10 protein-coding genes are annotated in these 14631 nt (G+C 58.5%); 3 read left to right on the top strand and 7 right to left on the bottom strand.

Annotation, left to right across the window (positions count from 1 at the left end):
• Positions 1-101: 101 nt before the first annotated feature.
• The gene (locus tag DWZ22_RS06250) at positions 102-992 is read right to left on the bottom strand and encodes a DegV family protein (protein ID WP_118386993.1); all 891 of its coding nucleotides are present in this window, start codon (positions 990-992) and stop codon (positions 102-104) included.
• A gap of 320 nt (positions 993-1312) precedes the next feature.
• On the opposite strand from DWZ22_RS06250, the gene DWZ22_RS06245 reads away from it, so the two are divergent.
• From DWZ22_RS06245 to DWZ22_RS06235, 3 genes are all read left to right on the top strand, one after another.
• Positions 1313-3229 carry a fructose-1,6-bisphosphatase gene (locus tag DWZ22_RS06245; protein ID WP_118405700.1) on the top strand — a complete coding sequence of 639 codons (1917 nt, stop codon included), beginning with the start codon at positions 1313-1315 and terminating at the stop codon, positions 3227-3229.
• A gap of 78 nt (positions 3230-3307) precedes the next feature.
• Positions 3308-3703, top strand: coding sequence for a GtrA family protein (locus DWZ22_RS06240; protein ID WP_022095122.1), 396 nt, complete (start codon positions 3308-3310; stop codon positions 3701-3703).
• 219 nt (positions 3704-3922) lie between these two features.
• On the top strand, positions 3923-4330 hold the full coding sequence (locus tag DWZ22_RS06235; RefSeq protein ID WP_022095123.1) for a GtrA family protein: 408 nt from the start codon (positions 3923-3925) through the stop codon (positions 4328-4330).
• Between the two features lie 160 nt (positions 4331-4490).
• On the opposite strand, the gene DWZ22_RS06230 is transcribed toward DWZ22_RS06235, so the two are convergent.
• The 6 genes from DWZ22_RS06230 to DWZ22_RS06205 form a co-directional block, all read right to left on the bottom strand.
• The gene (locus DWZ22_RS06230; protein ID WP_233504111.1) at positions 4491-5366 is read right to left on the bottom strand and encodes a DUF4430 domain-containing protein; all 876 of its coding nucleotides are present in this window, start codon (positions 5364-5366) and stop codon (positions 4491-4493) included.
• Positions 5367-5375: 9 nt separating this feature from the next.
• The gene (locus tag DWZ22_RS06225) at positions 5376-9176 is read right to left on the bottom strand and encodes a DUF4430 domain-containing protein (RefSeq protein WP_158573306.1); all 3801 of its coding nucleotides are present in this window, start codon (positions 9174-9176) and stop codon (positions 5376-5378) included.
• A 431-nt stretch (positions 9177-9607) separates the two neighbouring features.
• Positions 9608-11371 carry an AarF/ABC1/UbiB kinase family protein gene (locus DWZ22_RS06220; protein ID WP_118405698.1) on the bottom strand — a complete coding sequence of 588 codons (1764 nt, stop codon included), beginning with the start codon at positions 11369-11371 and terminating at the stop codon, positions 9608-9610.
• A gap of 8 nt (positions 11372-11379) precedes the next feature.
• A complete protein-coding gene (locus DWZ22_RS06215; protein ID WP_118405697.1) occupies positions 11380-11796 on the bottom strand; it encodes a hypothetical protein in 417 nt (138 codons plus the stop codon).
• Between the two features lie 99 nt (positions 11797-11895).
• Positions 11896-13419: a C69 family dipeptidase gene (locus tag DWZ22_RS06210; RefSeq protein WP_118405696.1), complete on the bottom strand. Its 1524-nt coding sequence runs from the start codon at positions 13417-13419 to the stop codon at positions 11896-11898.
• A gap of 355 nt (positions 13420-13774) precedes the next feature.
• Positions 13775-14629, bottom strand: coding sequence for a bifunctional 5,10-methylenetetrahydrofolate dehydrogenase/5,10-methenyltetrahydrofolate cyclohydrolase (locus DWZ22_RS06205; RefSeq protein ID WP_118405695.1), 855 nt, complete (start codon positions 14627-14629; stop codon positions 13775-13777).
• Positions 14630-14631: the final 2 nt, after the last annotated feature.

Here is a 14631-nt window from a genome sequence, read left to right as displayed (position 1 = left end):
AGCCTCCCATTTCTCATGTCCAAGAAATGGGAGGCAGTTCACACAAACGTGAGGCGGGCCGTTTTCGTTTGAGCAATCATGCAGCGATGTGATGGGGCAAACTAATCCACGCGCTTGTCGCCCATAAAGAAGAGCGCCACCGTACCAGGTCCGGTATGCGAGCCAATCAGAGTACCGATGTTATTGATCTCAATCTTGCCTTTAAGCTGCGGAATCTGTTCCTCGATCAGCGCCGCAACTGCTTCGGCATCCTCGCGGCACGCCGAGTGCGACATGATGCACTTACCCGAATAATCCGCACCGTCCTGCACGTGTGCCATCATGGTCTTAGCCATCTCGGAAATCGCGCGCTTCTTAGTGCGAATCTTCTCACGTGGCGACAGCCCACCTTCGCAATCGACCGTCATAAGCGGGCAAATCTTAAGCGCCGTGCCGATGATCGCGCTCGCAGCCGAAATGCGACCGCCGCGCAGGTAGCTCGACAGATCGGTCGAGAAGAACCAGTGGTGCAGGTTGAGCTTGTGCTCCTCGATCCAGGCAGCCGTCTCGTCGAGTGAAGCCCCGCTATCGCGCACGTCGGCGGCACATTCCGCCAGCAGGCCAAAGCCCGAAGACGCCGCCAGCGAATCGATGACGCGCACCTTACCGCCCTGGGGATAGCGATCGGCGAGCATCTGCGCCGCAACGCAAGCCGAGCCATACGTACCCGAAATACCCGACGACAACGTCAGGTGCAGCACGTCTTTACCCTCGGCAACAAGCGGCTCCCAAAACTCCTCGTACTCACCCACGCTCACCTGAGACGTCTTGGGCATGGCGCCCGCGGATATCTGGGCAAAAAACTCGTCCGGCGTAATCGACTGATACAGATCGTCCGTATAGACAACATCGTCGATCTCGTAATGAAAACACACGACAGGGATATTGCGCGATTCAAAGAACTCCCGAGTTCGATCGGCGGCGGATTCACAGGTCAGGACAAAATCACTCATATGAGGCTCCTTACTCATTGCTGCGCAAATTATCGCACAGTGAGCCTATATACGGTACATATGTCCACTATTTACCAAATCGAACCAATAATAGCGAACATCTTTACCACCATCGTCTCCACCGACCCCACGCATAAATATCTGAGAAAACACCTTCTGTCGTCTCCACTCAACCGCCATATCTACCTCCACTAAATCGATTTACCAAACCGTTCGGCTAACAATTCGGCCGCCCATCCCCAATCGAAACAAAAGCGGCGCATACTGATAAACGTTTGACGCTGTTTATCAGTTTTACCAACCCCATCGGAAGGTGTTTCATGGTCGCATTCGATCGCAATCCGCAAGACTTCAAGTATCTGCGCCTGCTGTCGAAACAATTTCCCACCGAGCAATCCGCGTTTACCGAGATCATCAATCTCTCGGCCATCCTCAACCTGCCCAAAGGCACCGAGCATTTTATGAGCGACGTGCATGGCGAGTACGAAGCCTTTATGCACATCCTCAACAACTGCTCGGGCGTCGTGCGCGAGCATGTCGACGAGATTTTTGGCGGCACGCTTTCCTTTGACGAAAAGGGCGAGCTGTGCACGCTCATCTACTACCCGCACGAGAAGATCGAGCTGGTCCGCAGCCAGCGCGAGGACTCGCCCACCTGGTACAAGACGATGCTTGACCAACTCATTGTGGTTGCCCGCTCGCTTTCGAGCCGTTATACGCGCTCCAAGGTGCGTAAGGCCATCCCACGCGATTACGCCTATATCATCGACGAGCTGCTGCACACGCACCCGGACGAGAACAACTATCGCGTGCGCTATCACGAGCGCATCGTGGAGTCCATCCTGGAGACCGCAAGCGCCGACGACTTTATCGAGTCGCTTGCCTCGCTCATCAAGCGCCTGGCCGTCGACCACCTGCACCTGGTGGGCGACATCTTCGACCGCGGTGGCGGCGCGGCCAAGATTATGGACCGCCTGCTCACCTACCATTCACTCGACATCCAGTGGGGCAACCACGACCTGCTGTGGATGGGCGCCGCTGCCGGCGAGCCCGCCTGCATCGCCACGGTGCTGCGCAACAACCTGCGCTACGACAACTACGAGATTCTCGAAAACGACTATGGCATCTCGCTGCGCGAGCTTGTCGCCTTCGCCGACGCCACCTATATCGCCGGCGAGCCCATCAGCCCGCTGATCAAAGCCATCAACGTCCTGCTCTTTAAGCTCGAGGGCCAGATTATCCAGCGTCACCCGGAGTTCGACATGGCCGACCGCCTGCTGCTCGACAAGGTCGACCACGACGCCGGCACGGTCACCCTCGCCGACGGCAGCGTATGGCCGCTCACGACCAACGACTTCCCCACCGTCGATCCGGCGGACCCCTACACGCTCACACCCGAGGAGCAGCACATCATCGACAAGCTCGTGTCCGAGTTTGTCACCGCCGATCATCTACATCGCCACATCGATTTCCTCTATACCCACGGCTCCATGTATAAGGTCGCCAACGGCAATCTACTCTTCCACGGCTGCGTGCCGCTCAACGAAGACGGCACCTTTAGCAGCATGAACTGCCTGGGTACCTGGCACGCCGGTCGCGATTATTTTGATTTTTGCGACCATATCGCCCGCCGCGCCTGGCGCGTCGGCGACCGCGATGCCCTCGACTGGATGTGGTACCTGTGGATCGGCTTTAACTCACCCGCCAGCGGACGCGTGGTGCGCACCTTCGAGCGCGCCTACATTGCCGACAAGAGCACGTGGGTCGAGCCGATGGACCCGTACTTTACGCTTACCAAGTCGCCCTCGGTCTGCGACGACATCATGCGCGAGTTTGGCGTCGCGCCCATGGCATGTTCACCGACCGGCCACATCATCAACGGCCACACGCCCGTTAAAACCACCAAGGGTGAGCAGCCCATCCGCGCCGAGGGCAAACTGCTGGTCATCGATGGCGGCTTCTGCCGCGCTTACCATCCCAAGACGGGTATCGCCGGCTATACGCTCATCTCGAGCTCGCGCGGCTGCCGCCTCAAGTCGCACCGGGCCTTTACGACGGTTGCCGAGGCACTCACGCGCAACGTGGACATCGAAAGCGAGACCAACCGTTTTGACCAAGCAGACCGTCGCCGCATGGTGAGCGACACCGATACTGGCGCCAAGATTCGCAGCCAGATCCAGGATCTGCGCCAGCTGCTCGATGCATATAGAAACGGTGCTATCGAAGAGCGCGTCTAGCCCCACCCGCGGGGATTGGCTAAACTTGCTGAGTTTGTCATCCCCACGGCGCCCCGGCGCCACCATAAGGCAGGTACCATGCAAAAGCTCCTTGCGCAGATCATGAAATTTGGCGTCGTCGGTGTCATTGCCACGGTCATCGACTTTGGCATTATGAATCTGCTCCACTACGGTCTGGGCCTCAACATCCTAATCGCCAACACCAGCGGCTTTATCATCTCACTCATCTTTAACTACCTCGCCAGCATGAAGTACGTGTTTGCGCACAAGGAGGGCATGAGCCGCCGCCGCGAGTTCATTATCTTTGTCGTGCTGTCCGTGATCGGTTTGGTGCTCAACGACGGTATCGTGCTGGCGCTCAACGCCGGTCTGGGGCTCGAAGCCAATATCGCCAAGATTTGCGCCACCGCGCTTGTCATGGTCTACAACTTTGTGACCCGAAAGATCTTCCTGGAGGGCGACGAGACCAAATAGCTCGACACCCCTGCAGCATTACGGCGCCCACGGACGACGCGCGCTCAGCGCAGTATCGTCCGTGGGTGCCGCTCGTTTACGGGCAAATTTTCAACGTTTGCGGATTAGCACTTGATAATTTGGCGAGTTCGTATAGTTCTTGGCAAAGACCTTACGTTTCCCTTGCAAAAGCTCTAAAGTATCCTCTGCTCGATTCATCAACGCATTGGATGTGATTACGTGCGCAAGGCACTGGCACAACCTCATACTAAGCAGTTCCTCAAGTTCGCTGTCGTGGGCCTTATCTCCTTTGGCATCGACTGGGGTATGCTCATTGCGCTCGTCGAGCTGTTCCACCTCGACTTTTTGATGAGCACCACGGTTTCGTTCATCACGTCCGTCGTGGTCAACTACTGGCTCAGCATGAAGTACGTGTTCGACCATCGCGAGGGCATGAGCCGCAAGCGCGAGTTCACGATCTTCACCATCCTGTCGGTGATCGGTCTGGGCCTCAACGACCTGTACATGTTTGTGGGTGTCACGTTTTTGAGTATCGGCTACCAGGCCATGAAGGCCATCGCCACGTTCTTGGTCACCTGGTACAACTACTTCAGCCGTCGCTTCTTTCTCGAGGGCGCACGGTCGTAGTCGATTCACTATTTGCTTGAATGTATAACCGGTTGGAATTCCCGTTCCAACCGGTTTTTTTGTTTGCCGAGAGACCCGGCGACCCAGTCCCATTCGCATGAAAAACGGGCGGCCCGGATGTTTGTCCGAACCGCCCGTCTGGCGCACTATGTCGAGGTCCCTAGCCTGTAACGTAATACCAGACCACGTTGTCGCCATTGGAGAGAACGTAGTTACTGCAGGCCGTCATGGGCGTTGTGCCGTTGACGGAGTACATCCAGCCGCTCGTGCCACCGTACTGTTTCTCGGCCAAACCACCAATCGCGGAGACATACGTGCCGTACGACGAGCCATGTGCGTTAACGGAAAGGCCCAGCGCGCACAGGGCATCATAGACGGTAGCGCCTTCGTTAAAGGTAAAGGTGCCACCAGAAGACACAGGATTGCCCACAGCGCTCGATGTGACCGAAACCGTCACTGTTACGTAGCTGGACTCCTGCGAGCCGCTCTGGCCGCCCGAGGAGGCGTTTCCACCATTAGAGGATGAGGCTCCATCAGACGACTGGCCACCGCCAGACGCATTGGAAGTATCACCGGCTCCCGTATTTTGGGCAGCGGATTTATCGCCAGACTTCTTGCCGTCCTGGTCCTCGGACTTCTTGTTATCCGAGTTCTTGTCCGATTCCTTGTTTGAAGACTCGGAATCGTCCTTGGACTTGGACTCATCTTTTGCGTCATTCGATGACTTGGAATCCTTGGAACTGGCCTCGCCCGAAGTCGTAGTCGAGCCAGACACCTTGGTGTCCTTGGTGACGACGCTCTCCCCCGTCACGGTCTGAATGATCCAGTCGATGGACCAGGCACCGCTCTCGGAAGGATGGACGAAACCCAGCGAGACGACGATCAGAATGGTGCACGCGGCAGTCAGGACGCCGAGGAGCGTCTTGCGACGAGGGGCGGACGCCGCCGAAGCGGCGCCCTGTTGCTTTGCTTCGTCGAACTGAATGAACGAGGAATCTGGTTGCTTGGGGTCAGCGTCCTTGGATTTATTGGACACAGCCCTCACCTACCGACGTTTGGTGAACACGAACACGCCGACGATGGCGAGACCGATGACGCCGGCGGCAACGCCAACAATGGCGAGCGGGTTGGTGCCAGTCTCCTGCTCGGAAGCACTAGAGGACTTCTTAGCAGTGGTCGTGGAAGCAGCACCCGTATCGGACTTGGAATCGGACTTGGAATCGGACTTCTTGTCGGACTTGTTGTCCTTCTTGTCAGACTTCTTGTCAGACTTCTTCTCGTCCTTCTTATCGGACTTATCGGTGTCCTTCTTGTCGGACTTGTTGTCCTTGGTCTCGGTCTTGGTCGACACCGTCGTCTTGGTCGTCGGCTTATGACCCGGGGCGATAGCGCCGCCGGCCTGCTGGCCCTTCGTGCCGGAGCCGGAACCCGTGCCCGTGCCAGCACCGGAACCGTTGCCAGCGCCACCGTTGCCACCATTAGTGCCAGAACCGCCATTGCCGCCAGGGTTAACAGCATTCTTGGTCCACTTGGCATACAGCGTCAGATCGGCCGTCACCGGCGTACTGAAGTCATACGCCTGCGTGCAAGCCTCATCGGTGAACCAACCGCCGAAAGTGTAGCCATCGCGCGTCGGATCGGCCGGCTTGACCAGCTTGCCGTCGGCCGTAGCCACAAACTTAGTGTCGCAAACAGACCCGCCGTTGGAATTAAAGGCAACCGTCCAAGACTCAACAGCCCCGAGCTTGAACAGCGTACCCGAATCATTGATGTAGTAGAGGTTGCCAGAAGCATCGGCAATGACCGGAGAGTCACAGTACTGGTAATGGCCAGCCGCATCATAAATCTGCGTCGCCTCTGCGTCGCCAAGCGTATAGCGATACACGCCACCGCCAGCAGAGAAGTTGACGTAATCCTTGCTATCCGCGCTGTTCACGGTGAAGTACACATAGGTCTTGCCGCCCTGAACACTCACCAGCGGAGTAGCAGCAATACCGTTGAGGCCAGCCGGCAGCGCCTTGCCGTCGGCAGCAGCGACCATCGTGGTCTTACCCGTCTTCAGGTTATAGAGAACCAGAGCAGAGCCCGTAGCCGTCTGTCCGCCGACAATCAGATTGTCACCAGACACCGCTGGGGCGCTCAGATTATTCGTAAGGCCCAGATCAACCGTCTTCTGTTCACTCAGCACACCCTTCGCCGAAAGCGAAATCACATGGAGCTTTCCGTCGTGCGTCATCTGATAGAAGGTCGAACCATTGGACGGATCGGCAATGCAATCGGCATTTGCGACAGCGCCGAGCTTCATGGTCGAAACGACATCGCCAGTCGTCTTATCAATGCACTTAAGCGTGCCCGCGCTCGTAGGAACAATGGTGTACTTATCCGTCAGCGCAGCGCCAGTCCAATAATAGCCCTCGGAAGGGTCAATGTTCTGCCAAGAGACTTCGCCCGTGGCAATCTTGATACGCTTCAGGGAGCCGTTGCCGTAGGTCGCGTTGTAGTTCTCGTCATACGAAATATCGACCGTACCAACATAGACATACTCGCCGTCCGAAACGACGGTGCAGGAGCTCTGCGTCAAGTCCGTCAAACCAGGCGTCAGCCACTTGCAGATCAGCTTGTCTGCAGTAATCGCCTGGACCGCACCGCCGTTGAGCGGAACGATGATAAGGCCGTTGGTATAGATCGGACGAGAGGTATAGCTCACCTTGGAGGCAAGCGGCGCAGAGGCAACCTTTTTGCCCGTGGACGAATCGATCTTAATGAGCTCGTTCTCGGTCGCGATGTACACAAAGCCGTTAGCGATGACAGGTTCGCTGCAGTTGGCATACTGCTGACCAGACTCGGCCTTCCAATCGAAGGCCCACTTAAGACCGGCGGCCTGCGCAGGTGTCTTGGCATCCGTTACGGTCGAACCGTTGCCACCGTTGCCGTAGCCGGCCCACTCGGCATCCCAATCAGGAGTCGTTGCACTCGGGTCCACGACAATCTTGTCGGGATCGGGCATGGGCGATTTATCGGTGGTGTAGGCAAACGTAGCCTTGTCGCCGCTCTTGAGCGTGACCTGGTTGGCGCAGAGAGATGAGGGCTCTCCGTTGATAAACAGACGCCAATATTTCTTGGTCGCACCATCCCAGCCATACGGCTTGTGATCGAACGGCGAAGTAATGGAATTCAGGAACCAGTACTCACCACTCTGGGAGCCGTTGTACGTAACGCCCTTCGCCTTCAGAACCGTCTCAATAAGGTCCTGGGCCGTAGAGCCTTCGGGCAGGGAAACATTGCTTGCCGAGCCCCAGCGAGTATTGTTGCCGTTGACATCGGGACCGATAACATCGACGGACCCAAGAACCTGACCGGGGAGGGCATCGGCGTCAGCACCATACATAAAGGTGACGGCGTCACCCTCTTGGAGTTCGTAGTTGCCGGCCCCGACTTGGGCGAACTTGCCATTTACATAGAACTGCCAATAACTTTTGGTCGCAGGATCATACTCATAGGTCTTACCGTCAAGCGGCGAGGTAATGCCGCTGAGGTACCAACCCCAAGACTCTTCTTTAGCATCGAGGGTAAGACCAGTCTGCTCCAGCAAATCCTTAGCAGTGGAACCAGCCTTGAGACTCGTCTGGCCCGTCGAGGCCCAAACCTGCTGCTTGCCGTCCTTGTCCTTACCGAGGACCTGAACGGAGGCATGGACGGAATCAGAGGGCAACTGGTCGCCCCAGCCACCGTAGAACCACGTAACGGTATCGCCGGCATGAATGGTGACATTGTCTGCCGTGTAGTCGCTCGACTTGCCGTTGATAAACAGCTGCCAATAGGTCGAACAATCGAGCGGCTTGCCCAGCTCAACGCCGTTGTACTTAAGGCTCAGAAGGAAGGAGCCCGCAACAACGGCATCGATGTCATTCGCCTCGAGCGCGACCTTCGTAAGGTCAAGTGCGTTCGAGCCGGACGTCACCACATACTGCGCGTTATCGACCCAAGTCTGAGTCTTGCCCTGGGCATCGCGACCAATGACGGTCACATTTGCGGCAACCTGGTCCTTAACGACAGGGGACGCGCTACCAGCCGTATAGGCAAACTCAATCTTCTGCCCCTGGGTGAGCTTGACGCCGCTCGCGCCAACCGAGGAAGACGCGCCGTCGACAAACAGCTGCCAGAAGGCATAAGTCGTCGGATCGAAGGCAAGCGTGCGGCCATCTGTCGGGGACGTGATGCTTTTGAGGTAGAAGCCGTATGCCGTGTTCGGTTCGTAATCCGCTTTAAAGCCCGTCTTCTCCTGCAGCTTAACGAAGGCGTCCGCAGCCGTCGCGCCCTCGTCGAGCTTGAGCTGCGTAGGTGCCACCCAGGTCTGAACCTTGCCGTCGGCATCGGTGCCGATAATCGAGAACGAGACCTCGACTTGCTTCTTGGCGACATCGCCGGTTTCTGTCGGGTTCTCTGTTTGAACGGCAGCCGCGGCGGCAGATCCTGCTTGGCCAGCGGATGCCGTCGAAGACTGCTCGCTCGAGGCAGGGCTCTCCCCCGTCGCCGAGCCTTCGTCGCCGGCTGCTGCCCCTGTTGTGGCGGCACTAGCTGCAGGCGCGCTCCCGGAATCCGAAACCTCGGCCTTGCCCTGGTCGGCAGTACCGCCCGCGGCCCCCGCGCCCTCACTCGGCGTCGCAGCCTGAGCCACAGCCTCGGCAATGCCCTCGGCGCCCTCGGCCCACAGCTGAGCCGGCGTGGTGCCAAAGACCATCGCGAAGGCCAGGAATGCCACCAGGCCGCGCTTGGCTACACCGCGTGCAATCGCGCCACGGCGATGCAACGAGGCGCGCTCGCACTCGTCCTCAAACATATCCATTTGTCCCCCATTGTCTGTACTTGAAGCGTTGCCTTGAGGCTGCCCCACGTCATCGCGCATGTTGCGCTCGAGTACCCCCATCGGGGTCCCCCTTCCCTCCAGAGCCCTATGCACACCGACGGCATGAGCCGCGGTCGCGTGCAAGATGGGAGGCGATCCGACTTAACCTTAACGGCTCAGGCGCGCCGTCCGATCTGCGACGCGAACATCCCGAGCCAAGAGGAATTACGGTTACTGGTACAGCCGGGGACTTGCACCCCGATTCTCCCAAACGCGCAGGTAAACCGCGCATTCGTGCGTCTCCGCACCACCATCTAGGCCATCTATTATTACTGTCAATATGCTATCACGCAAAAGGGCCTCGCACGCAGGCAAAGCCCAAGGTAAAAGCTATTATTTGCGATAGGATAATACGGTGACGGTCGCAGCCTCTAGCGCTTGCCGCCGTGGCTGTTGAGCCAGATATTGCGGCCCAGCATAAGCGCCAGCACCAGCGCGCTCACGTAGCCCATAAAGCCAATGACCGGGATACCAAACACAACCGGCTCGATGCGTGCGTAGTACACCACCGACGAACCGATAAACAGACCGGCGATCACAATTGCCATCGACATGCGGTCGATAATTCCACCCAGCTGTCGCAGCGCCTTATCGCTGCTCATGATCTGCGTGTTCACCTTAAGCTGGCCGCGCGTGAGCATGCGCGAAGCCAGGCCCAGATACTCGGCCGCCTCGAGCGAACCCTTCGCCGCGCGATAGCTGCTCGCGGCAAGATCGCTCCCCATATCGCGCACGCGCGCATAGGTGCTTTTCTCGTTTTTAATATGCGTCTGGATGATCTGGATCATGTTGACGTTGGGCATGTACTCGGTCAGCAAACCCTCGAGCGTCACCATGCCGCGCGCGAACATCGTCACCACGCTCGGCAGCTCAACGTCATTCTTACGCGCGAGGTTTAACAGCGAGGTCAAAAACTCGCCGATATCCAGATCCTTCAGGTCAAGGCCCGCAAAGTCAGCCACGATAAAGTCAAGATCGGACAAAAACGCTGAATGATCGAGCTCGGCCGAGTCGCCACGCGTCACGGCGAAGCGCATGAGCGAATCCTTGAGCTTGGGCACGTCACCCTCGGCCACGGCGAAAATCATGTCCTTAACGATGCCACGATCGTGGCTCGACATGCGTCCGACCATGCCCAAGTCGATAAAGTAAACGATGCCGTCCTTGAGGATGATGTTTCCCGCATGCGGGTCGGCATGGAAAAAGCCGTCATCGAGCACCTGCGTCGAGTAGTCCTCGACGATTGCGGCACCGATCTTTTCCAAGTCATAGCCCTCGGCCACCAAGCGTTCAGGATCGGCGATCGAAATGCCGTCGACGTAGTCCATGACCACCACATGCTCGGTGCAAAGGTCCAGGTAAGACTTGGGACACGACACGCCGCGCACGCTCTTATGGAACTCATAGAAGTCGTTAAGGTTTTTGGCCTCGGCCAAAAAGTTGGTCTCCTCGCGAAACGAGGTCCACAATTCCTCGACTACGCCGTGCAGGTCAACGAATTGATCGGTGTTGACGAACTTGGAAACGATACGCACCACCGAGCGGATGATATCGATGTCCTGTGCCATAACCTGCTGCGCACCTGGGCGCTGAACCTTGACGGCCACGTCCTCGCCCGTCACCAGACGAGCGCGGTGCACCTGCGCGAGCGATGCGCTACCAAGCGGATTTGGGTCGATCGCATCGAACATCTCCCCCAAGCGCAGGCCGTATTCTTCTTCCAGACAACTGAGTACGACCTCGTACGGCACCGGCTCCACGTCAGAGCGCAGACGACGCAGCTCGTCGCAAAAGCGTTGCGGCAGAATCTCGGACCGGTTGGCCAGAATCTGCCCCATCTTAACGAACATGGGGCCGAGTTCCTCGAGCAGGCGGCGCAAACGAACCGGCGTGAGGTTATCCCACACGCGGTACTTTTTGACCAGGCGAACAATCTGCCCGATGCGCTCGCGGCGACCCGCCGGCGTGAGCTGGTATTCCTCATCCGGCGCCATCGCCTCGGGCTCCTCGGGGACCATATCGACAGCGCGCGGCTTCTTGCGAGCGCCCGAGACGGCGGCATCGACCTCATCGACAACCGCCGCCTCGTCACCCAAGGGATCTAGATTGTTGTAATCGGTGGTGGAATCTGCCATCTGCGCTGCTACTCGGCCTCTTCGGTATCCTTCGCATCGTCGGGCTCAACGGACTCGACGGGCACCGAGGTCACGTTGTCCTCGACCGAATCGACGATGTCGCGCACATGGGCCAGGAAGGCCGTGCGCTCGGGAGCGGTCATAACGCGGACGCGAGCCAGAATGAGTTCGTCGAGCACGCGCTGGGCCGCGGTCTCGCCCTGCATGCCCAGACGCTCGGTCAGGTCGGAGATGGTGCCGCCGGCCTGCTCGAACATGTCGGACACGCTGCGGGCGATATCGGGGGCGCCTGCGTCCTTGCGTACCTGCTCACCCTTGGAATTAAGGTCATCGAGAACCTTCTTGCTGCCCTCGACGGCAACGGCGGCGGCGCCAAAGCCAACGTTAATAGCGCCGTTAACAAGCTGATCGAGTTTCATAACCATGGTTGTCTCCAATCACAAACAACTGCATTGGCGTTCTTGTACCCAAGATTGAGCGAAAGCGACAAAGCGTTTTAGCGCTATACGATCGACGGGAAATCCCTACCTCACGTTGTCGTTCATCGCGAAAGAGTTCTTCATGGCGCAGCTCGTGGTGTAGAGCACCTTGCCCAGCAGAGCATCGGTCTCCACCCGCACGCGCTCGGCAAACTCCTCGTTGGCGCGGGCGAGCTTGGCAGGCACTTCGGCCTCGGGCAGAACGGCTACGGCGGCGTCGACGTCATGGATCTGTTTGTGGCCCATGCCACCGACCTTCTCCTGATAGTCCTCCACGGCGCGGCCGCACTCATGGAAGCGAACGTCAGCCAGCGCGCCGATCAGGCGGTTGGCCCAGTAGAAGTTTTCGGACGTCACGCGAGCCTGCGTATCGGCATAGTACTCGGGCATGGTCTCGACGTTGGCGTACAGCGGAACCAGCGCGTTAAACGAGTTGGAACCAAAGGCCATCCACTGCACGGCGCGATAGGCCGGCTGCGCATAGGGGCGCAGCTGCAACACGGCGAGCTGGCTGTTGCGGTTGATTCCGATGGGGCGATAAGCGCCACGCGTGGCAGGCGTGCCCTTGCTGCCGTAGCAGTCGTACTCCGTGCCCTGGTAGTGGCTCGAAAGCACGTACTTGATGTCCTCGATGGTCACCTTGCGCTCGGGCACACGGCTCCAGGGGATGTCGTCGCTCTCAGGCGTGTAGTCGGCATCGGGGCCGTCCCACACATCGCTGGGGTTGAGGCAGCGCTGCATGTACCACGCGCGCGGCGTGTTGTAGACATGATCGCTGTCGCTGTGCGAGCCAAAGGCCTCGCGCGGGTTAAAGACCACAGCCGGACCGTCGCCCTCAACGCCCAGCGTCAGGTCCAGATGCCACTCGGCCATCCAGGAGCGCAGGTCGGCAGAGCACATGTGGTTGACCTGGGCGCCCTCGGCGTCATCCAGGTCAAAGCTGTCGATACCCAGCTGATTGGGCATGGTCACATAGGCGTCATCAGGCACACGCTTGGCGATCCAGCGGTGGCCGCCGATGGTCTCGAGCCACCAGATCTCGTCCACATCACTAAAGGCGATGCCGTTGTTCTCGTAGGTGCCGTAGCGCTCGAGCAGGTTGCCCAGGATACGCACGCCGTCGCGGGCGGACTTGGCATACGGCAGCACCAGGGTCACCATGTCCTCCTCGCCCAGGCCACCAGGCTGCGCCGGCACATAGCCGTCCTCACCCTCGTTGCCCTTGGCGGGCACGTAGTCCACGAGCGGGTCGGCGCCGCGAACGCGCTCGTTGGTGGTGAGCGTCTCGGTTGCGGACATGCCAACATTGAGCTCGTTGAAGCCGGCCTCGGCCCAAATGCCATGACCGGGGATGACGTCGGGGACGCTCGTGTAACGCATGGGGTTATCGGGCAGTTCAATAGTCAGATGGCTCAGGACACTCGTGTAGACGCGCGGCTGCTCGTCGGGGTGCACCACGCGCATGTGTTTGGGCTCAAACACCCCGTTAGACGAGTCTTCGTTGCGGGCGACCAGCGTCGACCCGTCGTAGCTCGCGTTCTTACCAACCAAAATCGTTGTACACGGCATGCGCATCCTCCTTGAACGAAGAAATCAAACGGTAACAGTGTATCGCTTCGGCGAAAAATGGGCGAAACCGCGACCTCTCGAGACCCCTGCGGTCAAAAACTGCCAAATATGAGTACTGTCACCAATTTAGTAGCAACAAATTTCCTTGTAATATGTGCCGAAAATCCCCATTTGTCCAAAAGCAAGACAACGTTATTCCCCATAGGTTCAATAAAATGGGCTCCCTAGCGAGAATAAATCTCGCTAGGGAGCCCAAAAGACATAAAACATATGTGACTATCTTGGCAACAGTACTCATATTTGACGTTTTTAGACCACGTGGTATATCGCTAACCCCTCAAACAGCCCAAAACGCCTATTTCGATGCGCGCTCCGACGCCTCAATCACGTGTTTAGCGAGAATCGCCGTCGTTACAGCGCCCACGCCACCCGGCACGGGAGTAATTGCGCCAACGATCGGCTCCGCAGCATCAAAATCGACGTCGCCGACCAGCTTGCCAGCGGCCTCGTCCCAGTTAATGCCCACATCGATGATCGTCTGGCCCTCGTGAACCGCATCCGCGCCAATCGTGCGCGCGCGTCCAACGGCCGCAACCACAATATCAGCCGCACGGCACTCGGTAGCCAAGTCACGCGTATGTGTATGGCACGTCGTCACGGTGGCATTGCGAGCCGTAAGCAAGGCGGCAACGGGACGGCCAATCACCAGCGACCGGCCAACGACCGCGACCTTGGCCCCATCCGGCTCAACGCCGTAATGGTCCAGCAGCGCTAGCACGGCCTCGGCCGTACAGGGGGCAAAACCCTCGCCACGCCCCGAAAGCGTGGTGAGCAGCGAGGCCGGCGTCATGGAGTCAACATCCTTGGAAGGATCGAGTGCTGCGGCAACTGCATCCTCGTCAAGCCCAGCGGGCAACGGACGAAACATCAGGCAGCCATGAACAGCAGGGTCGGCATTGATGCCCTCGATAGCAGCCATCAGCTCGTCCTGCGAAACATCGGCAGGAAGCAAAACACGGCGAGCCTCGATGCCAACCTTCTCGCAGCGCTTGAGGGCGCCGCGCTCGTAGGATAGATCGTCCTCGCGCTCGCCCACGCGAACGATAGCAAGAGTCGGAACAACGCCGTGCTCGCGCAAAGCCGCGCAGCGAGCAGCGAGATCCCCAGTCAAAGCGCGGGCAACGGGAGCGCCTTTAAGCAGCACGGCCATGG

This window comes from Collinsella sp. AF31-11, assembly GCF_003475605.1.
GTDB lineage: Bacteria > Actinomycetota > Coriobacteriia > Coriobacteriales > Coriobacteriaceae > Collinsella.
The sequence above is the reverse complement of the archived record's forward strand: the minus strand, read 5'-3'. Positions and strand labels throughout refer to the sequence as shown.